Source organism: Brachybacterium fresconis, from assembly GCF_017876515.1.
GTDB lineage: Bacteria > Actinomycetota > Actinomycetes > Actinomycetales > Dermabacteraceae > Brachybacterium > Brachybacterium fresconis.
Genome location: NZ_JAGIOC010000001.1, coordinates 3,985,799 through 4,005,306, shown reverse-complemented (window position 1 = coordinate 4,005,306; position 19,508 = coordinate 3,985,799). Strand labels below are relative to the sequence as shown.

Here is a 19,508-nt window from a genome sequence, read left to right as displayed (position 1 = left end):
CGGCGCGGGTTCGGCCCGGTCCGGGCCTCAGGCCCCGCTCACTCCCACTCGATGGTCCCCGGGGGCTTGCTGGTGATGTCGAGGGTGACCCGGTTGATCTCGCTGACCTCGTTGGTGATGCGGGTCGAGATGCGGCTGAGGACGTCGTAGGGCACCTTGGCCCAGTCCGCGGTCATCGCGTCGTCGCTGGTGACGGGGCGCAGCACGACGGGGTGACCGTAGGTGCGCCCGTCGCCCTGGACGCCGACGGAGCGCACGTCGGCCAGCAGCACGACGGGGCACTGCCAGATGGTGCGGTCCAGACCGGCGGCGGTCAGCTCGGCGCGGGCGATGGCGTCGGCCGCGCGCAGGATGTCGAGGCGCTCGCGGGTGACCTCGCCGATGATGCGGATGCCGAGGCCCGGTCCGGGGAAGGGCTGGCGCCACACGATGTCGTCGGGCAGTCCCAGCTCGGAGCCGACGGCGCGGACCTCGTCCTTGAACAGGGTGCGCAACGGCTCGACCAGCTCGAAGGAGAGGTCCTCGGGCAGCCCGCCGACGTTGTGGTGGCTCTTGATGTTGGCCGCGCCCTCTCCCCCGCCGGATTCGACGACGTCGGGGTACAGGGTGCCCTGGACCAGGAAGGCCTTGTGCCCGGGGGCGGCGGTGTGCGCGTCGCCGCCGGCACCCTCGATGACGCCGCGTTCGCGCAGGATGTCCTCCTGCGCCTGCTCGAAGGTGCGGATGAACTCATGACCGATGATCTTGCGCTTCTGCTCGGGATCGGTGACCCCGGCGAGCGCCGCGAGGAACTGCTCCTCGGCGTCGACCATGACCAGCTCGGCGCCGCCGGTGGACTCGCCGAACGCCTGCTCGATCTGCTCGGACTCGTCCTGGCGCATGAGTCCGTGATTGACGTACACGCAGGTGAGGCGGTCGCCGATGGCGCGCTGGACGAGCGCGGCGGCCACGGCGGAGTCGACGCCCCCGGACAGGCCGCAGATCGCGGTGCCCTCGCCGACCTGAGCGCGGATCCGCCCGACCTGCTCCTCGATGACGCTGCCGGTGGTCCAGGACGGCTCCAGGCCCGCGCCGCGGTACAGGAAGTTCTCCAGCACCTCCTGGCCGCGATCGGAGTGGCCGACCTCGGGGTGCCACTGCACGCCGAACAGGCACTTCTCGGTGTTCTCGAAGGCCGCGACGGGGCTGGCGGAGGAGGTCGCGACGACCTCGAAGCCCTCGGGGGCGGCGGTCACGGAGTCGCCGTGGCTCATCCACACGTTCTGCTCGATGTCCTGCTCGGCCAGCAGACGGGAGGAGCCGTCGACGGACGCGAGCCGGGTCGCGCCGTACTCGCGCACGCCGGTCGCGGCGACGGTGCCGTCCAGGGCCGCAGCCATGGACTGGAAGCCGTAGCAGAGCCCGAGCACCGGCACACCGGCCTCGAGCAGCGCGCGGTCCAGGCGCGGGGCGCCCTCGGCGTAGACGGAGCTGGGCCCGCCGGAGAGGATGATCGCCCGGGGATCCTTGGCGAGGATCGTCGCCGTGTCCATCGTGTGGGGCACGACCTCGGAGTAGACCCGGGCCTCCCGGACGCGGCGGGCGATGAGCTGGGCGTACTGGGCGCCGAAGTCGACGACGAGGACGGGGCGCTGGTCGGTGTCGGTCACGAGGCCGAGTCTACGGGCGCGCAGGGCCCGCGGGAGCCCCGGTCCGGACCGCGACAGCGCAATCCTCGTCACGCCGTGCGGCGCGGTCACCGACGAAGGCGGTCAGGTGCCCGGAGTCGCCTCGGCCTCGTCCTGCAGGGTGGGGCGCCGCTGGAGGTCGTTCTCGACCTGCTGGTGGGTCCAGCGCTCCCCGAAGAAGGACAGCACGGGGATCACGCCGAAGAACATCAGCAGCAGCATCCGCGGCAGGGCCCAGCGCATCTTCAGCCACAGGTCGAAGCCGAGGATCACGTAGATCATGTAGATCAGGCCGTGGATCGGGGACCAGATGGAGGAGATGTGCTCCCACGTCGGGGAGGTCGAGGTGAACCAGGCATCTCCGCCGAACACGACGTAGCGCATGACCATGATGGTCACGAGCACCAGCAGCGCGATGCCCTCCACGATGGAGGCCACGCGGAAGCGGGCGAAGGAGGTCCTGCAGGCGACATCGTCCAGCGGTCGAGGGGTGGGCACGGGTCACACGTCCTTGTCAGGGGTCGGAGAAGTGGAGGTGGGCGAACCGGCGACCGCCACTTCGCGGTGGTCACCGTCGTCGGCGTCGGGCACGGAGCCCCGCAGGGACTCCTCCATCGCCTCGCGCCGGTCGGCGAGCTCGTCGAGGTGGGCGGTGCGCACGGAGCGCCACCACAGGTACAGGAAGAAGGCGCCGAACAGCACCCACTGGAAGGAGTAGCCGATGTTCTGCAGGTCCAGACCCTTGCTGAAGGTGGACTCCGCCTCCGGCATCGGCTGCAGACCGGCGCCCGGGTCGACCTGCGCGACGTAGCCGGCGTACATGGGCGATCCCCAGACGTTGACCAGCATCGTGGTGGCGATCTCCTGGGCGACCCCGTTCTCGACGCCCCCGGAGGCGGATTCGCTGGCCTCCAGGCGCCCGGTCACCTCGACCTCGCCGGAGGGCACCGGCGGGGCGAGGGCGGGATCGATCTCGCCGTCGGCGCCGGTGAGGTCGTCGGCCGGGACCCAGCCGCGCGCCACCGGCAGGTAGCCCGTGGAGCCGTCGGAGAGGTCCACGCGCAGCGCGGTCACCACGATCGCCGCATCGGTGCCGTCGATGTGCCGGCCGGGGACCACGATCTGGTCCTCGGGCTCGTAGTGCCCCGTCGCGGTGACGATGTCGCCGACGATCGCGTTGGTGACGGGGTCGCCGACGTCGAGCACGTCCTCGAGGGCGCCGCGGTGCTCCGCGCCGTCGGCGTCATCGGTGATCGCCTGGTGCGCCCGGTCCCACTGCCAGGTGGCGAGCAGCCCGCACACGATCGTCGCGACCACCATCAGGGCGAGCAGCCCGAGGAAGCGCGGACGGAGAGCGGTGCGGAGCATGCTCTCATCGTACGAGGCGCACCTGGACGGCACGATGGGCGATCGGTCACGCCGCGCACCGACACGGACCTATGCTGAGGAGCGTGACCCAGAGTGTGTATATCGCCAGTCCCGAGGGAATGACCGGGAAGTCGATGGTGGCCTTCGGTCTGCTCGAAGCCCTCGCCTCCCGCTCCGACCGCGTCGGGGTCTATCGCCCCGTCGTGAAGGCCGACCGCGCCCGCGACTACGCGGTCGACCTGCTCACCTCCCACCCCGCCGTCGACCAGGAGTACGAGGACGCCATCGGGGTGGATCACCAGCTGCTGCTGGCGGACCCGGACACGGCGCACGAGCGCATCCTGGGCCGCTACCGGGAACTGGCCGAGCGGTACTCGATGCTCGTCGTGCTCGGCAGCGACTACGACGACCTGGCCAACCCCACCGAGATGGCGTTCAACGCCGAGGTCGCCGCGAACATGGGCGCCCCCGTGGTGATCGTGCTGTCCGGCCTGGACCGCAGCCCGGACCAGATCGCGGCCCTCGCCGCCGTCTCCGTCGGCGAGTTCACCGCCCACCACGCCGCCCCGATCGCCGTGGTCGTCAACCGCGCCGAGGCCGAGTCGCTCGACGCCGTCCGGGACACCGTCGGCCCCCGGGTCCACGGAGCGCTGATCGCCGTGGTCCCGGAGAACCCTGTGATCATGGCGCCGACCGTGCAGGAGGTGAAGGACTCCGTGGGCGGCACGCTCCTGCAGGGCAACCCGTCGTGGATGGACCGCGTGGCCCTCGGCACCGTGATCGCCGCGATGAGCCTGCCCAACGTGCTCAGCCGGCTGACCGAGAACTGCACCGTGATCGCCCCCGGTGACCGCTACGACCTGCTGCCCGGCCTGGTCATGGCTCAGCAGTCCGGCACCTTCCCGTCGCTGTCCGCGATCGTGCTGACCGGCGGTTACGACGTCCCCGAGGAGGTCAGCCGTCTGGTCTCCGGCGTCCAGCAGGACCTCCCGGTGATCGCCACCGACCTGTCGACCTTCGACACCGCCGTGAAGGTGGCCCGCACCCGGGGCCGCCTCAGCGCCGGCAGTCCCCAGAAGATGGATGCGGCCCGCCGCGCGGTCGCCGAGCACCTGCCCACCTCCGACGTGCTGGCCGCGCTCGAGGTCAGCCGCAGCGAGGTCGTCACGCCGATGATGTTCGAGTTCGAGCTGCTGGCCCGGGCCCGCGGGGAGAAGAAGACGATCGTGCTGCCCGAGGGCGAGGAGCCGCGCATCATCGCGGCCGCCGAGGCGATCCTGGCCCGCGGCGTCGCGGACCTGATCCTGCTGGGCGAGGAGAACCAGATCCGGGCCAAGGCCTCCCAGCTGGGCCACGACGTCTCCGAGGCGCGGGTCGTCTCCCCGCACGATCCGGAGCACCTCGAGCGGTACGCCGCCGAGTACGCCCGGCTGCGGGCGAAGAAGGGCGTCACGCTCGAGCAGGCCCGCGAGCGGATCCAGGACGTCTCCTACTTCGGCACCATGATGGTGCAGATGGGCGAGGCCGACGGGATGGTCTCCGGGGCGACGCACTCGACGGCGCACACCATCCGCCCCTCCTTCGAGATCATCAAGACCAGGCCGGGCGCGCAGATCGTCTCCTCGGTGTTCCTGATGGCGCTCGAGGACCGGGTGCTGGTCTACGGCGACTGCGCCGTGAACCCCGATCCCACCGCCGAGCAGCTGGCCGACATCGCCGCGCAGTCCGCCGCGACCGCCGAGCAGTTCGGCGTCGCGCCGCGGGTGGCGATGCTGTCCTACTCCACCGGCACCTCCGGCACCGGGGCCGACGTCGACAAGGTCCGCGAGGCCACCGAGCTGGTCCGGGCCGCCGCGCCGGATCTCGACGTCGAAGGGCCGATCCAGTACGACGCCGCGGTCGACGCCTCGGTCGCCAGGACCAAGCTGCCGGAGTCCTCGGTCGCCGGCCGTGCGACCGTGTTCGTCTTCCCCGACCTCAACACGGGCAACAACACGTACAAGGCGGTCCAGCGCTCGGCCGGGGCGATCGCCATCGGCCCCGTCCTGCAGGGTCTGAACAAGCCGGTCAACGACCTCTCCCGCGGGGCGCTCGTCGACGACATCATCAACACCGTCGTCATCACCGCCATCCAGGCCCAGGCGGAATCGGCCCGCACCGCCGCCGTGCCCGAGAACTGATCGCTGACCCAGGAGCTGACACCCCCATGACCGACACCGCCGCCGACGCCCGCGTCCTCGTGATCAACTCCGGGTCGTCCTCGCTGAAGTTCCAGCTGCTGGCCCCGGCCGACGGGACGGTCGACGCGGCCGGCATCGTCGAGCGGGTGGGCCAGGACCAGGGCACCGCGTCGATCACCGCCGGGCAGAAGGAGTCCGAGTTCACCGGCCCGGTCCCCGACCACGTCGAGGCGATGCGGATCGTCCAGCAGCTGTTCGAGGACGTGGACCTGGCACTGAGCGAGGACCGGATCCGCGCCGTCGGCCACCGCGTGGTCCAGGGCGGCGCCCGCTACGCCGAGCCGGTGCTGATCGACGAGCAGGTGCGATGGGACATCCACGATCTCGGCAAGCTCGCCCCGCTGCACAACTATGCGGCGGTCGAGGGGATCGACGGAGCCCAGGCCCTGCTGCCGGGCGTCCCGCACATCGCCGTCTTCGACACCGCCTTCTTCACGAGGCTGCCCGAGGCCGCCGCGAACTACGCCCTGAACCGGGAGATCGCGACCGAGTACAAGGTGCGCCGCTACGGCGCCCACGGCACCAGCCACCAGTACGTCTCGGCCGCCGTCTCCGAGCGTCTCGCCGCACAGGGGCGGGATGTCGAGGGACTGCGCCAGATCGTCCTGCACCTGGGCAACGGGGCGTCGGCCTCGGCGGTGCGCGGGGACCGGGCGGTGGAGACCTCGATGGGGCTCACTCCGCTCGAGGGCCTGGTGATGGGCACCCGCACGGGCGACATCGACCCCACGATCTACCTCCACCTCCACCGGCGCGCCGGGTACGGGCCCGCCGAGATCGACGACATCCTCAACAAGTGCTCGGGGATGATGGGCATGTGCGGGATGAGCGACTTCCGCGACATCACGGCGGCCGTCGAGGCCGAGGACGAAGCCGCGATCTTGGCCACCGACGTCTATGTGCACCGGCTGCGCAAGTACCTGGGCTCCTACACCTTCGTGCTCGGCGGCCTGGACGTGCTGACCTTCACCGCCGGCATCGGCGAGAACGTCCCGATGGTCCGCGAGCGCCTGCTGAGCGGTCTCGAGGGCCTCGGCATCGAGCTGGACCTGGAGGCCAACGCCGCCCGCAGCAAGGAGGCGCGCGTGATCTCCACCCCGGACTCGCCGGTGACGGTGATGATCGTGCCGACCAATGAGGAGCTGTCGATCGCGCAGCAGGCCGCCGCGGTCGCCCGCGAGAGAGCCTGAGCGGGATCCGCTGGGGAGTTCTCCCCATCCCGGGAATCGCTGCCGGACCCGTATCCTGCTGAGGATCGACCACGACATACTCAGGGGGAACAGATGACATACCAGGCGTCCTACGGCACGTATCAACCACCGCGCAAGAAGCGGGGACTGAAGCGGATCATCTTCGGGAGCCTGGGCATCATCGCCAATGGCATCGGGCTGATCGTGATGCCGCTGGTCGCCGGCTTCGTCGTCGCCCTCATCGCACTGCTCTCCGCGACGCCGGTATCGCTGGGGGGATCGACCGGCACGTTCGACGCCTCGCTGTCCTCGCTGCACTACGTGTACGTCCCGACCTCCGACGTCGGATCGGCCTCGTGCACCGCCGACGGCGGCTCCGACGTGGTCTGGGCGCCCGATGACGAGTCCATGGTGCCCACCACGGTCGACGGCACCGAGTACACCCCGATCGGCACCGTCGAGGTCACCTCCGACCAGGAGGTCACGATGACCTGCGAGGGTGTCAGCGATGTCGCGGTCGCCGACATCGGTCTGATGGGGACCCTGGTCGGCTTCGGCGTCGGTCTGGTGATCCCGATCGTCCTGGGCATCCTCGCGCTCGCCCTGCTGATCTGGGGGATCATCGCCCGCGTGCGGTCCTGAGTGCTCCTGCGGGCCTCGCGAGGCCCCGCCCGTTCGTCAGACGGTCGTGACGACCTCGATGCGCTGGAACTCCTTGAGATCCGTGTAGCCGGTGGTGGCCATCGCGTGGCGCAGGGCACCGACGAGGTTGGTGGTGCCGTCGGCCCCGAGGGAGGGCCCGAAGAGGATCTGCTCCAGCGGCGCCGCCGTGGTCACGTCCACGCGGTGGCCGCGGGTGAGGGTGGGGTGATGCGCCTCGCTGCCCCAGTGGTGGCCGCGGCCGGGCGCCTCCTCGGCACGGGCGAGCGCCGCACCGACCATCAGCCCGTCGGCGCCGCAGGCGATGGCCTTGACGAGGTCGCCGGAGCGGCCGAGGCCGCCGTCCGCGATGACGTGCACGTAGCGGCCACCGGATTCATCCATGTAGTCGCGGCGGGCGGCGGCGACGTCGGCCACCGCACTCGCCAGCGGCACCGAGATGCCGAGGGTCTCCTCGGTGGTCTGGGACGCGCCGCCGCCGAAACCGACCAGCACGCCGGCGGCGCCGGTGCGCATGAGGTGGAGGGCGGCGGTGTAGGTCGCGCAGCCGCCGACGATGACGGGGACGTCGAGCTCATAGATGAACCGCTTGAGGTTCAGCGGCTCGCGGCCGGTCGAGACGTGCTCGGCGGAGACGGTGGTGCCGCGGATGAAGAACAGGTCCACACCCGCGTCGACGACCGTCCGCCAGTGCTCCTGGGTGCGCTGCGGGGACAGCGACCCGGCGGCGGTGACGCCGGCGTCGCGCAGCTGCTGGATGCGATCGCGGATCAGCTCGGGCTTGATCGGCTCGGCGTAGATCTCTCGCATGACGTCGACGACCTGATCGTCGGCCGCCCCGACGACCCGGTCGAACTGGGGGGTCGGATCCTCGTAGCGGGTCCACAGGCCCTCCAGGTCGAGCACTCCGAGACCGCCGAGCTCCCCGAGCTGGATCGCCGTCTCAGGCGACATCAGGGAGTCCATGGGGGCGGCGAAGATCGGGATGTCGAAGTGATAGGCGTCCACCTGCCAGGCGGTCGAGACGTCCTCGGGGTCCCGCGTGCGCCGGGACGGGACCACCGCCACGTCGTCGAAGGCGTAGCTGCGGCGTCCGCGCTTGTTCCGGCCGATCTCGATCTCGCTCATCACAGAGGGAGTCTACCGTCGGCCCGGCTCGGAACGACCAGGTCCCGACTCACAGCGGCCAGGTGGTGCTGACGTCCGGGGTCTTGCCCTTCTTCTGGAGGAACTGGTTGAAGTTCTCCGCCCAGCTGCGGTGCCAGGCGATCTGCTCGCGATGCAGGTCCGGCAGGGCGGAGCCGGCGAGCTTCGGATGGGCGAGCACGAGGGCGCGCAGCACGTCCAGGGTGGCCGAGACGTCCACGTCGGCGGTGTGCAGGCGACCGTCCTGCTCGCAGCCGTAGTGGGCGATGAGGTCGGTGAGGGTGCGCTTGCCCTTGCGGTAGCGGTCCACGCCGCGGTCGACCACCAGCGGGTCGATCACGGGGGCGATGTCGTGGCCGAGGCGCGCGGCGAGGGTGGGCAGGCCGAGGCGGGTCAGCTCGTTCTCGAGGATCGCGAGGTCGAAGCTGCCGTTGAAGGCGACCAGCGGGACGTCCTGGTTCAGGGCGTCGGCGATCATGGTGACGACCTCCTCGAGCGCCTCCGCGGCCTTCATGCCGTTCACCCGCGCATGCTCGGTGCTGATGCCGTGGACCCGCTGAGCGGGTTCGGGGATGTCGATCTCCGGGTCGATCAGCCAGGTCGCGACGGTCTCGTTCTCCCGGCCCGGACCGACCGAGTGCACGAGGGCCACGGTCACGATCCGATCGGAGGTCACGTTCGTGCCGGTGGTCTCGGTGTCGAAGCCGAGCAGCGGGGCATCGATCCAGGAAGCGGTGCTGATGGTCATGGACCCAGCGTATCGGGGCGGACCGACGGTCGATCCCTCACTGGGGACGACCACTCCCTGGGGACGACCTTCCGACGCAGCGGGCCCGGGAGGGCGGATCGCCCACCCGGGCCCGCGCCAGCGTCCTCAGTGCGAGGAGTAGTTCGGGGCCTCCATGATCGCGGCCATGTCATGGGGGTGGGATTCCTTGAGCCCGGCCGCGGTGATGCGCACGAAGTTCCCGCGCTCCTTGAGCTCGGGCACGGTGTCGGCCCCGACATAGAACATCGACTGGTGCAGACCGCCGACGAGCTGGTGGATGACGGAGCCGAGCTGCCCCTTGTAGGAGACGCGGCCCTCGATGCCCTCGGGGACGATCTTGTCGTCGGAGTCGACGTCGGCCTGGAAGTAGCGGTCCTTCGAGAAGGACTCCTTGCCGCGCGAGGCCATCGCCCCGAGGGAGCCCATGCCGCGGTAGGCCTTGTACTGCTTGCCGCCGACGAGCACCACCTCGCCCGGGGACTCCTCGGTGCCGGCCAGCAGGGACCCGACCATGACGGTGTCGGCCCCGGCGACCAGGGCCTTGGCGATGTCTCCGGAGTGCTGCAGTCCGCCGTCGCCGATCAGCGGGACCCCGGCGGGGCCGCAGGCCTTGGCGGCCTCGTAGATCGCGGTGACCTGCGGGACGCCGACGCCGGCGACCACGCGGGTGGTGCAGATGGACCCCGGCCCGACGCCGACCTTGACGGCGTCGGCCCCGGCGTCGACCAGGGCCTGCGCGCCGGCGCGGGTGGCGACGTTGCCGCCGATCACCTGGACGCCGGCGAAGTGCGGGTCGTTCTTGATGGTCCGGATCATCTCCAGCGCCAGACGGGCGTGGCCGTTGGCGGTGTCGACCACGAGCACGTCGACCCCGGCCTCCCGCAGGGCCGCGGCCCGCTCGAGGGAGTCGCCGAAGAACCCGACGCCGGCGCCGACGAGCAGGCGGCCCTGGCGGTCCTTGGAGGCGTCGGGGAACTGCTCGGACTTCACGAAGTCCTTGACGGTGATGAGGCCGGTGAGGCGGCCGTCGGCGTCGACCAGCGGGAGCCGCTCGCGCTTGTTGCGGCGCAGCTGGGCCGTGGCCTGCTCGCTGGTGACGTCGTCGGGAGCGGTGAACAGCTCGGTGGTCATGACGTCGGCGATCCGGGTCCCGGCCCATTCGGCGACGGGGATGAAGCGCAGATCGCGGTTGGTGCAGATGCCCAGCAGGAGCCCGGACGGGTCGACGACGGGCAGGCCGGAGACGCGGTACTGGCCGCAGACGGCGTCGAAGTCCTCGAGGGTGGCCTCGGGGCCGATGGTGACGGGGTTGGTGATGCGGCCGGTCTGGGTGCGCTTGACGAGGTCGACCTGATGGGCCTGGTCCTCGATGGAGAGGTTGCGGTGCAGGATGCCGATGCCGCCGTGGCGGGCCATGGCGATGGCCATCCGGGATTCGGTGACCGTGTCCATCGCGGCGCTCGCGAGCGGCACCTTCAGGCTGATCTCCCGCGTGAGCCGAGTGGAGGTGTCCGCCTCGGAGGGGATCACGTCCGTCTCCCCGGGCAGCAGCAGCACGTCGTCGTAGGTGAGTCCGATGAAACCGAAGGGATCCGCGCTCGTCATGCACCGATGGTAGCGGCGCGAGCGCCGCCCGTGCAGTCCTGCTCATCACAGCACCGACCCGCCACGTCGACACGACCTGCAGTGATGTCGAGCGTGCGGGGCATCACCCCGTGATCCGGGGCCGACGAGGGCTGAATCACACGCCGCACCGACGGCGCAGGTCCCACCGGTGTCCTCCTCCGGGCACGGGCCGCATGGATTCGCGATGGACGAACGGTGTCCTACAGTGGCGTCGGCCCCTGCGACGGTCCGACTGCGGCCCACCGTCCCGATCCTCCTCATCCCGGGAGCTCGACAATGTCCCCCACGCCCGTCCAGCAGCATTCCGACGCCCCGGTGACCGGTGGGTTCCTCGGCCCCGATCGGAACTGGCACCTCGGCGCCGGCCTGATGACGGCAGCGACCGTGGTCGCCTTCACCATCTGGTCGTTCACCCACGCCGGCGGCGAGGTCAACGCCCTCCTGCTGATCCTCGCGATCGCCTTCGGCCTGTTCATGGCCTTCAACATCGGCGGCAACGACGTCGCCAACTCCTTCGGCACCAGCGTCGGAGCCGGGACGCTGACCATGAAGCAGGCCCTCCTGGTCGCCGCCGTCTTCGAAGTCTCCGGGGCCGTCCTCGCCGGCGGCTCCGTCACCGAGACCGTGCGCAGCGGCATCGTCGACATCGACGGCATGCACATGGATCCGCAGTCCTTCGCCTACATCATGATGTCCGCTCTGCTGGGCGCCGCCGTCTGGCTGCTGCTGGCCACCAAGATGGGCTGGCCGGTCTCGACCACGCACGCGATCATCGGCGGCATCGTCGGCGCCGCCGTCACCACCGGCTTGGTCACCGGTACCGGCGGCCTGGAGATGGTGCAGTGGAGCGAGATCGGCAAGATCGCGATCTCCTGGATCCTCTCCCCGCTGCTCGGCGGCGTCACCGCCTTCCTGCTCTTCGGCGCGATCAAGCGCCACATCCTGGCCCCGGCCTCGCGCGCGATCGCCCTGGGCTCTCGCGGATTCGACGACGACGAGGACGATGAGGACGATGACGAGGCGGATGAGGAGGACGGCCGTCACGTCCCCGGGTACGAGCGCGTGAGCGAGCTCCAGCAGAGCGCCTTCGCCGAGTCCGCGGCGCTGGACCTCACCCCCGGCGGTCCCGGTGCCGAGCTCGCCCAGCATGCCTCGACGCTGACGAAGAAGGAGCGCAAGGCGGCCCGCAAGGTCGAGCGCAAGGCGGCATATCACGCGCTGGAGAAGCGCGTCCCGCCGCTCGCCGCGGGGGCCGCGGTCGTGATCGCGGGAATGCTCGTGTTCAAGGGCCTGAAGAACGTGGGGCTGGACATCTCGATCGGCGGAGGAGTGCTCCTGCTGATCATGGTCGCGATGGGCGTGTGGATGGCGGTGACCGTGTTCGCCCGGGCGTTGAAGAAGCAGTCGATCTCCCGCGCGACCTTCATCATGTTCAGCTGGATGCAGGTGTTCACCGCGTCGGCCTTCGCCTTCAGCCACGGGGCCAACGACATCGCCAACGCTGTCGGGCCCTTCGCGGCCGTGCTCGACGTGCTCAGCACCGGAGAGATCTCCGAGGAGGCCGCCGTGCCCACGGCGGTGCTCGCCGCCTTCGGCGTCGCCCTGGTCTCCGGGCTCTGGTTCGTCGGCCGTCGGGTCATCGCGACGGTCGGCACCGGGCTGACCTCGATGCACCCGTCCTCGGGCTTCGCGGCGGAGCTCGCGGCCGCGGGCGTCGTGCTGCTGGCCTCCGTGCTGGGGCTTCCGGTCTCCTCCACCCACATCCTGATCGGCGCCGTCCTCGGCGTCGGGATCGTGAACCATGCGGCGAACTGGAAGCTCATGCGTCCGATCTTCCTCGCCTGGATCATCACCCTGCCGGCGGCCGCGAGCATCGGCGCCGTCGTGGTGCTGGTGCTGCGCGCCGCCTTCTGAGCCCCGGCGTCACCAGCCCTCGGGGTCGCCCTTCCGCGGCGGCTCCTGTCCACCGAGCACCCGGCGGATCCGGTCGAACTCGGCCCGGAAGGCCGCTTCGTCGTGCTCGTACTCGGGTCGCCACGGCATGCCCAGCCGGTCGGCGAGCTCGCGGTTGCTGCGGGCGACCCGGCGGCGGCGGTTCTCGAGCACCAGCTCGAGCCGCGGCGGGGCGGGACTCAGCCCGGCTGCCGCCTGCAGCACCCGCAGGCCGTCGAAGGATGCCGAGTCCCAGCCGACCTCCGGCACCACCCACTGCCGCAGCGTCTGCGCGCCCTCGGCGTCCGGACCGCGCAGGCCGATCAGCGCCATGCTCCCCCGCTCCGGCTCCCCCACCGCGTGGTCGACGTCGGCCAGGCCGGCCCGGTCCGCGCTGCGCAGTCCCTTGCGCAGCACGAGCGTCGCGGCTCGCTGATCGAAGCGCACCACGCGATGGGTCATCAGCAGCGGCACGAGCGCCCACAGCGCGAACAGCGCCCACAGCAGCAGGGCGCCGATCAGCAGCTGCATCGCCGCCGGCGCCAGGAGCTGCTCGAGCAGGGTGTCGTGGCCGTCCCGGACCCGACCCGCGCGCCATTGCTGCAGCCCTGCCCCGGCGAAGGGGGACAGCAGCACCGCCACCAGCGGCAGCCCGATCAGCGCGCCCGGCCGGTAGCGGGCGAGGATCGTCGGCCCGATGATCACGGCGCCGTCCCGGGAGCGCCGCGGCGCGGGCTCCGGGGCGGAGGCATCGGGGCTCTGCGGGGCGGTCACCGATCCAGAGTACGGGGCGCCGCGGACGCTCACCGCGCCGCTGCCAGCGTCCGGCCGCTGCGGAAGATCCGTTCCTGGCCCGTGACGGGATCGGTGAAGGCCAGCGAGCGGGCGAGCAGCTGGAGCGGCATCGACGGAGGCTCGACGGGCCGCGGGTAGAGGTCCTCGCCGAGGATCGGGGCGCCCCGGGCGGAGAGCTGCAGGCGCAGCTGATGGGTGCGTCCGGTGCGTGGTCGCAGATGCAGCGTCGTAGTGCCGTCCGCTGCGACATCGACGACCTCCAGGCTCGTCTCCGCATTCGGCTCCCCCGCCAGCACCTGGGCGGTCAGCTGTCCGTGACGTTTGCCCAACCGGTCGCGCAGCACGGCCTGCTCCCCCGCCGTGGTCGGGATCCGCGCTCCGGGCTCGGGGCGCACGCAGGCGTCGTACTCCTTCCGGGCGACCCCGCGGGCGAAGAGCTGCTGATAGGCGGACCGCTCCTCGGGACGGATGCCGAAGGCGAGCACCCCGGCGGTGCGCCGGTCCAGGCGGTGCAGCGGTACCAGGGTCCCGATGCCGGTGCTGCGCCGGAGACGGACCAGCGCGCTGGCCAGCACGTGCGCCCCGCGCGGCATGGTCGCCATGTCGTGGGGTTTGTCGAGCACCAGCAGATGCTCGTCGCGGTGCAGGATCTCCAGGTCGACCTCGGGCACGTGCTCGTCACGCAGCTCCCGATGGAACCACAGCTCGTGGCCGGGGCCGACGGGATCCTCGGCCCTCCATGCATGGCCGTCGGCGTCGACGACATCCCCGCGGTCGAAGCGCTCGCGCAGCGGGGTCGCGGCCGGGTCGGCGAGCGCGGGGAAGCGATCGGCCAGCGCGGCAAGGGCGCCGGCTGTCGCGGGAGCCTCGGGTGGCACGACCCAGCGCACCGGGTCCAGTCCCTCCCGCTGGGGCAGCGGCGCGGGGCGCCGGCGCGCCCGTCGCCGCGCCGCACGGCCCGGCCTCCCGGAGGGCACGTCCGCGCTCACAGCCCCCACACGGCGAAGGTCAGCACGTTGTGGACGATGTAGAACACCGCCAGCAGGAGCAGCAGCAGGTTGGGATGGCGGTCCATGAAGCTCAGGGCCTGCGGTGCCTGGGAGCGCAGATCGGCCGTGGTGATCGCGTCGATGTGGTCGATCCGCACGCCGGCCTCCCGGGCACGATGCAGGGTCATGTCCTGCGCGCGGGGCCCGAAGAAGCGGCTGGAGACCGCGAGCATCCGGTGCCCGGCCGGATCCAGCAGGTAGACGCCGTCGTACGCGGTCGCGGGGGCATCCAGCATCTCCGCGGGGGTCGCGCCGCGGTCGATGTCCCGCACGGCGATCACCCGACCCACCTCATCCCATCCGGCTTTGCGGGTGCGCCGGGCGAGGCTGCGCAGCTCGAACCCCTGCTCGTCGATCTGCAGCCATGCGGTCAGGACCCGCAGGCACACGAGGGAGGAGACCACGGCCACGAGCACCCAGAGCAGGAGCGGCACGGTGAACACGACGTCGTGCAGCAGGGCGGGGTGATTCCACAGGCGCTGGCCGACGAAGCTGATGATCACCAGGAACTCGAGAACCACGACGAACACCACCCCGGCCGCCAGGGTGCCGAGCACGACTCCGGCCGGTGGGCCGAAGGTCCGGGTGGGCCGGTCGTCATGGTCCGAGGACCGCATGGCATCGGGGCTGCTGATCACCACTGCTCCTCCGACCATCGGCATTCAGGGACCTGCCCATCTTAAGCCGCGGCGGCGACAGTCCGGCGGCCTTCACCGCAGGTCGGTCGCTGTGTCGTCCGCCGGAGGCGATCGGCACCCGTCACACCGGCGGCATCATTCGGTGACGTCGAGGGGGACGTTGCCGAGGGTGCTCGGGGTGAGCACGCTGGCGCCGCCCACCTCTGCGGCGTAGCTGAGGTACTGGATGTGGTTCTCGTAGCGGTCCAGGACGTCGTTGATGATCTGCTGGCGGGTCAGTCCGCCCACGTCGTACCCCTCCGCTCCGGTCTGGGTGAACACGTCCAGGCGCTAGTACGTCGTGCGCTCCTGGGCGACCCTCGCACCGAAGGTCGGCACGGGGGTCTCGACCGGGGCGACGCGGTACATGAAGTCCCGCTCGGCGCCCATGTGGATGATCAGCGTGTTGATCGAGATGCTCGTGCCCGCATCGGTGACCGACATCGTCTCCGCCGGGTAGCCCTGCTCGACGAACTCGCGGGAGACGTCCTCGAGGGCCGGGGCGACGGTCTCCTGCGAGAACTGGGCGACCGAGCGCGTGGAGGGGTAGGCGCGCAGGTTCGCCAGACGCTGGCGCCACGACTTCTCCGGGGCGAACCCGCCGTGGGCGGCGACGTCGGCCCGACGCAGCACGCGCCCCTCCAGCTCCGCCCGCTCCATCCGCAGCGCCTTGGAGAAGCTCGCCATCACCAGATAGGCGACGACCGTGACGGGAAGGCCGAAGATCAGCGTGGCGTACTCCATGGTGGTCACGCCGCCGGCGGTGAGCATGGCGATGGTCAGCAGAGCCGTCAGCAGCGCCCAGAAGATGCGCAGCCACTTGGCCCCGTCCTGGCCGGGGTCGGGGATCGTCGAGGAGAAGTTGCTCATCACCAGTGCGCCGGAGTTGGCGCTGGTCAGGTAGAACAGCAGCCCGGAGAGCGTGGCCAGGCCGATGAGGAACGGCGCGCCGGGGAACATCTCCAGCAGCGCGTACCAGCCCAGCTCGGGGCTGTCGACGGCCAGCTGGGCGAAGGCGCGGCTGGCCGGGGTGTCCTCGAGGACGACGGCCAGCGCGCTGTTGCCGAACACGGTGACCACCAGCAGGTCGCACAGCACCGGGGCGGTGATCGCGGCGAGCACGAACTCGCGCAGGGTGCGGCCGCGGGAGATGCGGGCCAGGAACATGCCGACGAACGGCCCCCAGGCGAGCCAGAACGCCCAGAAGAAGAGGGTGGCACCGGCCATCCAGTCGGATCCGCCCGGCTCGTAGGCCATGGTCTGCATCGTGCGCTCCGGCAGCGTCGCCACGAAACGGCCGATGTTCTCGACGATGGCGTTGAGCAGGAAGGAGGACTTCCCGGTGATCACGATGTACAGCAGCATCGCCCCGGCGCTGTAGAGGTTCAGCTCCGAGACCACGCGGATGCCCTTGTCGACCCCCGAGGTGCAGGCGGCGATGGTCATCACGACCGCGACGAGGACCAGGGCGATCTGCAGACCCAGGCCCTGCGGCAGGCCGAACAGCCAGGAGAAGCCGACATTGAGCAGCACCACCCCGATGCCCATCGAGGTGGCGACGCCGAACACGGTGCCCACCAGGGCGAAGATGTCGATGACGTCGCCCACGGCGCCGCGCACGCGCTTGCCCAGCAGCGGGTACAAGGCCGCCCGGATGGACAGCGGCATCCCCCAGCGGAAGGCGAAGTAGCCCATGGCCATGCCGAGCAGGGAGTACATCGACCAGCCGGCCACGCCGTAGTGGAACATCGTCCACACCACGGAGTCCTGCAGCGCCGCCGCGGACTCCGGGGCCGCATCCGGCGGGGTCAGGTAGTGCGAGATCGGTCCGGTGACCGAGTAGAACAGCATGTCGATGCCGACGCCGGCCGCGAACAGCATCGCCAACCAGGTCATGAACTTGTACTCGGGGCGGGCGTGATCCGGCCCCAGGCGCACCCTGCCTCCTGGGGAGAACGCCACCCAGAGCACGAAGATGATCACGATGGTAACGGTCAGGACGTAGAACCAGCCGAGGTCCTCGGCGATCCAGGTGACGACCTTCAGCATCGTGCTCGCCGCCATGTCCGGGGCCAGGATCGTCCACAGCGAGAAGGCCAGGATGATCGCGGAGGAGGTCAGGAACACGACCCTGTTCACCCGCGGCCCGCGGGCGCCGCCGAGCTCGGCGGGACCCTTCTGGAGATCCTCCCGGCTGACCGGGGATCGACGCGACTCCCGCTCCTCGCGCTCGTCGCGGCGCGTCTGTGCGCCGAGCTTCCCCCGAGCGATCTCGGCGGCCTCCCGCTCACCGGCCTCCCGCTCCCCGCTTCCGCGGGCAGGGAGGGATTCCTCCGTGCTCGGATGCTCCTGGGACGAGTGCGACGTGCGGCGCTCGCTCACGCAATTCCTCCGTTTCGGGTCGACAGCTCGGGAGGGATACCGGATGAGCGCACACGACCTCGGGGCCCGACGGGCGGCCTGGAAGGATCCGGGTGATGTGACAGGCGTCGTCGTCCCACCGGTACCCGGCCATATCACCGTAGGATCACCGTCGACGGAATACCAGCAGAGAGCACCCTGACAAGGATCACGACGCCGTGACCAGTACGGTCAATCGTTTCCCGTACCTTGCCGGGAGACTGCCGGTCCCGTTCGGACCGAGCGCCGCGTCGCACACTCGAGCACGAGCCCCACCGGCGCCGGCCGGCCCCCGGACGCAGTGATGCCCCGCCGGGCGGACCCGGCGGGGCATCACATGTGCGAACTGATCCCGAGCGATCTCAGAGGTCCGCCCGGATCGGATCACGGAGTGATCCGGTGATCAGTCCTCGTCGTCCTTCTTCTCGATCACGAGGGTCTCGGTGGTCAGGACCATCCCGGCGATCGACGCCGCATTGCGCAGCGCGGACCGGGTGACCTTGACCGGATCGATGATGCCGGCCGCAGCAAGGTCGACGTACTCGCCGGTCGCGGCGTCCAGGCCGGTGCCGACCGGGGACTCCTTGACCTTCTCGACGACCACGTAACCCTCCTCGCCGGCGTTCTCGGCGATCCAGCGCAGAGGCTGGACGACCGCACTGGCCACGGCGCGCACGCCCACGGCCTCGTCACCGGTCAGACCGAGGTCGCCGTCGAGCACGGAGGACGCCTGGACGATGGCGCTGCCGCCGCCGGCCACGATGCCCTCCTCGATGGCCGCACGAGTCGCGGAGACCGCGTCCTCGATGCGCATCTTCTTCTCCTTGAGCTCCACCTCGGTGTGAGCCCCGACCTTGATCACGGACACGCCGCCGGCCAGCTTCGCGAGGCGCTCCTGGAGCTTCTCACGATCCCAGTCGGAGTCGGTGTTCTCGATCTCGCCACGGATCTGCGAGACGCGATCGGCCACGGCCTGATCGTCACCGGCGCCGCCCACGATGGTGGTGGAGTCCTTGGTGACGACGACGCGCCCGGCATGGCCGAGCACCTCGGGGCCGACCGTCTTGAGGTCCAGGCCGAGGTCGGCGGTGACGACCTGGGCGCCGGTGAGCACCGCGATGTCCTGCAGCATCGCCTTGCGACGATCGCCGAAGGCGGGAGCCTTCACGGCCGCGCCCTTGAAGGCGCCGCGGATCTTGTTGACGACCAGCGTGGACAGTGCCTCGCCGTCGATGTCCTCCGCGATGATGAACAGCGGCTTGTTGCCCTCGACGACCTTCTCCAGCAGCGGCAGGATGTCGGCCACGGCCGAGATCTTGCCCTGATGCAGCAGCACCTGGGCGTCCTCGAGCACGACCTCCTGGCGGTCCGCGTCGGTGACGAAGTGCGGGGAGATGTAGCCCTTGTCGAACTGCATGCCCTCGGTGAAGTCCAGCTCCATCGCCGTGGTGGAGGACTCCTCCACGGTGATGACGCCGTCCTTGCCGACCTTGTCGAACGCCTCGGCGAGCAGCTCGCCGATCTCCCGGTCCTGGCTGGAGACGGACGCCACGGAGGCGATCTGCTCCTTGCCGTCGACCGGGTGGGCGATCTGGCCGAGCTTCTCGGACAGTGCCTGGACGGCCTGCTCGATGCCGCGCTTCAGCGCCGCCGGAGCGGCACCGGAGGTGACGTTGCGCAGGCCTTCGTGGACGAGGGCCTGGGCGAGGACGGTGGCGGTGGTGGTGCCGTCGCCGGCCACGTCGTTGGTCTTGGTCGCGACCTCCTTGGCGAGCTGAGCGCCGAGGTCCTCGTAGGGATCCTCGAGCTCGACCTCACGGGCGATGGTCACGCCGTCGTTGGTGATGGTGGGGGCGCCCCACTTCTTGTCCAGCACGACGTTGCGGCCCTTGGGGCCCAGCGTCACCTTGACGGTGTTCGCGAGCTTGTCGACACCGCGCTCGAGCGCGCGACGTGCATCCTCGTCGTAGATGATCTCCTTGGCCATGT

At 70.6% G+C, this 19,508-nt stretch carries 16 protein-coding genes; 4 read left to right on the top strand and 12 right to left on the bottom strand.

The annotated features are described in order from the left end of the window. Positions 1-38: 38 nt before the first annotated feature. The 3 genes from guaA to JOF44_RS17710 all read right to left on the bottom strand — a co-directional run bounded on the left by guaA (position 39) and on the right by JOF44_RS17710 (position 3,035). Positions 39-1,649: a glutamine-hydrolyzing GMP synthase gene (gene guaA / locus JOF44_RS17720; RefSeq protein ID WP_209894618.1), complete on the bottom strand. Its 1,611-nt coding sequence runs from the start codon at positions 1,647-1,649 to the stop codon at positions 39-41. A gap of 102 nt (positions 1,650-1,751) precedes the next feature. Beyond that, a complete protein-coding gene (locus JOF44_RS17715; protein ID WP_209894615.1) occupies positions 1,752-2,165 on the bottom strand; it encodes a DUF3817 domain-containing protein in 414 nt (137 codons plus the stop codon). Between the two features lie 3 nt (positions 2,166-2,168). Beyond that, positions 2,169-3,035 carry an SURF1 family protein gene (locus JOF44_RS17710; RefSeq protein WP_209894612.1) on the bottom strand — a complete coding sequence of 289 codons (867 nt, stop codon included), beginning with the start codon at positions 3,033-3,035 and terminating at the stop codon, positions 2,169-2,171. Positions 3,036-3,106: 71 nt separating this feature from the next. On the opposite strand from JOF44_RS17710, the gene pta reads away from it, so the two are divergent. The 3 genes from pta to JOF44_RS17695 all read left to right on the top strand — a co-directional run bounded on the left by pta (position 3,107) and on the right by JOF44_RS17695 (position 7,107). Beyond that, on the top strand, positions 3,107-5,215 hold the full coding sequence (gene pta / locus JOF44_RS17705) for a phosphate acetyltransferase (RefSeq protein WP_209894609.1): 2,109 nt from the start codon (positions 3,107-3,109) through the stop codon (positions 5,213-5,215). 26 nt (positions 5,216-5,241) lie between these two features. Next, positions 5,242-6,465 carry an acetate kinase gene (locus tag JOF44_RS17700; protein ID WP_209894606.1) on the top strand — a complete coding sequence of 408 codons (1,224 nt, stop codon included), beginning with the start codon at positions 5,242-5,244 and terminating at the stop codon, positions 6,463-6,465. A gap of 93 nt (positions 6,466-6,558) precedes the next feature. Next, positions 6,559-7,107 carry a hypothetical protein gene (locus JOF44_RS17695; RefSeq protein WP_209894604.1) on the top strand — a complete coding sequence of 183 codons (549 nt, stop codon included), beginning with the start codon at positions 6,559-6,561 and terminating at the stop codon, positions 7,105-7,107. A gap of 36 nt (positions 7,108-7,143) precedes the next feature. On the opposite strand, the gene JOF44_RS17690 is transcribed toward JOF44_RS17695, so the two are convergent. The 3 genes from JOF44_RS17690 to guaB form a co-directional block, all read right to left on the bottom strand. Next, positions 7,144-8,253 (bottom strand): GuaB3 family IMP dehydrogenase-related protein, encoded by a 1,110-nt coding sequence (locus JOF44_RS17690; protein ID WP_209894601.1) that lies wholly within the window; start codon positions 8,251-8,253, stop codon positions 7,144-7,146. Between the two features lie 49 nt (positions 8,254-8,302). Then, the gene (locus tag JOF44_RS17685) at positions 8,303-9,019 is read right to left on the bottom strand and encodes an exonuclease domain-containing protein (protein WP_209894598.1); all 717 of its coding nucleotides are present in this window, start codon (positions 9,017-9,019) and stop codon (positions 8,303-8,305) included. A 126-nt stretch (positions 9,020-9,145) separates the two neighbouring features. Next, positions 9,146-10,645 carry an IMP dehydrogenase gene (gene guaB / locus JOF44_RS17680; protein ID WP_209894595.1) on the bottom strand — a complete coding sequence of 500 codons (1,500 nt, stop codon included), beginning with the start codon at positions 10,643-10,645 and terminating at the stop codon, positions 9,146-9,148. A 297-nt stretch (positions 10,646-10,942) separates the two neighbouring features. On the opposite strand from guaB, the gene JOF44_RS17675 reads away from it, so the two are divergent. Then, the gene (locus JOF44_RS17675; RefSeq protein WP_209894592.1) at positions 10,943-12,580 is read left to right on the top strand and encodes an inorganic phosphate transporter; all 1,638 of its coding nucleotides are present in this window, start codon (positions 10,943-10,945) and stop codon (positions 12,578-12,580) included. A 9-nt stretch (positions 12,581-12,589) separates the two neighbouring features. Here JOF44_RS17675 and JOF44_RS17670 read toward each other — a convergent pair whose 3' ends face one another. From JOF44_RS17670 to groL, 6 genes are all read right to left on the bottom strand, one after another. After that, the gene (locus JOF44_RS17670) at positions 12,590-13,372 is read right to left on the bottom strand and encodes a hypothetical protein (RefSeq protein ID WP_209894589.1); all 783 of its coding nucleotides are present in this window, start codon (positions 13,370-13,372) and stop codon (positions 12,590-12,592) included. Between the two features lie 29 nt (positions 13,373-13,401). After that, the gene (locus tag JOF44_RS17665) at positions 13,402-14,391 is read right to left on the bottom strand and encodes a pseudouridine synthase (protein ID WP_342591830.1); all 990 of its coding nucleotides are present in this window, start codon (positions 14,389-14,391) and stop codon (positions 13,402-13,404) included. After that, entirely contained in the window at positions 14,379-15,080 is a 702-nt protein-coding gene (locus JOF44_RS17660; protein WP_342591829.1) for a hypothetical protein, read from the bottom strand. The genes JOF44_RS17665 and JOF44_RS17660 overlap by 13 nt, the downstream gene beginning before the upstream one ends. Positions 15,081-15,215: 135 nt before the next feature. Continuing rightward, positions 15,216-15,401, bottom strand: a complete 186-nt coding sequence (locus JOF44_RS20870; RefSeq protein ID WP_245349002.1) for a hypothetical protein — start codon at positions 15,399-15,401, stop codon at positions 15,216-15,218. A 9-nt stretch (positions 15,402-15,410) separates the two neighbouring features. Then, the gene (locus JOF44_RS17655) at positions 15,411-17,501 is read right to left on the bottom strand and encodes a BCCT family transporter (RefSeq protein ID WP_342591828.1); all 2,091 of its coding nucleotides are present in this window, start codon (positions 17,499-17,501) and stop codon (positions 15,411-15,413) included. A 421-nt stretch (positions 17,502-17,922) separates the two neighbouring features. After that, positions 17,923-19,506: a chaperonin GroEL gene (gene groL / locus JOF44_RS17650; RefSeq protein WP_209894586.1), complete on the bottom strand. Its 1,584-nt coding sequence runs from the start codon at positions 19,504-19,506 to the stop codon at positions 17,923-17,925. Positions 19,507-19,508: the final 2 nt, after the last annotated feature.

Excerpts from the sequence above, each read along its gene's own strand:
- pta (WP_209894609.1), top strand. The coding sequence starts at position 3,107 with ATGCTGAGGAGCGTGACCCAGAGTGTGTATATCGCCAGTCCCGAGGGA.
- JOF44_RS17710 (WP_209894612.1), bottom strand. The coding sequence starts at position 3,035 with ATGCTCCGCACCGCTCTCCGTCCGCGCTTCCTCGGGCTGCTCGCCCTG.
- JOF44_RS17690 (WP_209894601.1), bottom strand. The coding sequence starts at position 8,253 with ATGAGCGAGATCGAGATCGGCCGGAACAAGCGCGGACGCCGCAGCTAC.
- JOF44_RS17685 (WP_209894598.1), bottom strand. The coding sequence starts at position 9,019 with ATGACCATCAGCACCGCTTCCTGGATCGATGCCCCGCTGCTCGGCTTC.
- guaB (WP_209894595.1), bottom strand. The coding sequence starts at position 10,645 with ATGACGAGCGCGGATCCCTTCGGTTTCATCGGACTCACCTACGACGAC.
- groL (WP_209894586.1), bottom strand. The coding sequence starts at position 19,506 with ATGGCCAAGGAGATCATCTACGACGAGGATGCACGTCGCGCGCTCGAG.
- JOF44_RS17675 (WP_209894592.1), top strand. The coding sequence starts at position 10,943 with ATGTCCCCCACGCCCGTCCAGCAGCATTCCGACGCCCCGGTGACCGGT.
- JOF44_RS17700 (WP_209894606.1), top strand. The coding sequence starts at position 5,242 with ATGACCGACACCGCCGCCGACGCCCGCGTCCTCGTGATCAACTCCGGG.
- JOF44_RS17695 (WP_209894604.1), top strand. The coding sequence starts at position 6,559 with ATGACATACCAGGCGTCCTACGGCACGTATCAACCACCGCGCAAGAAG.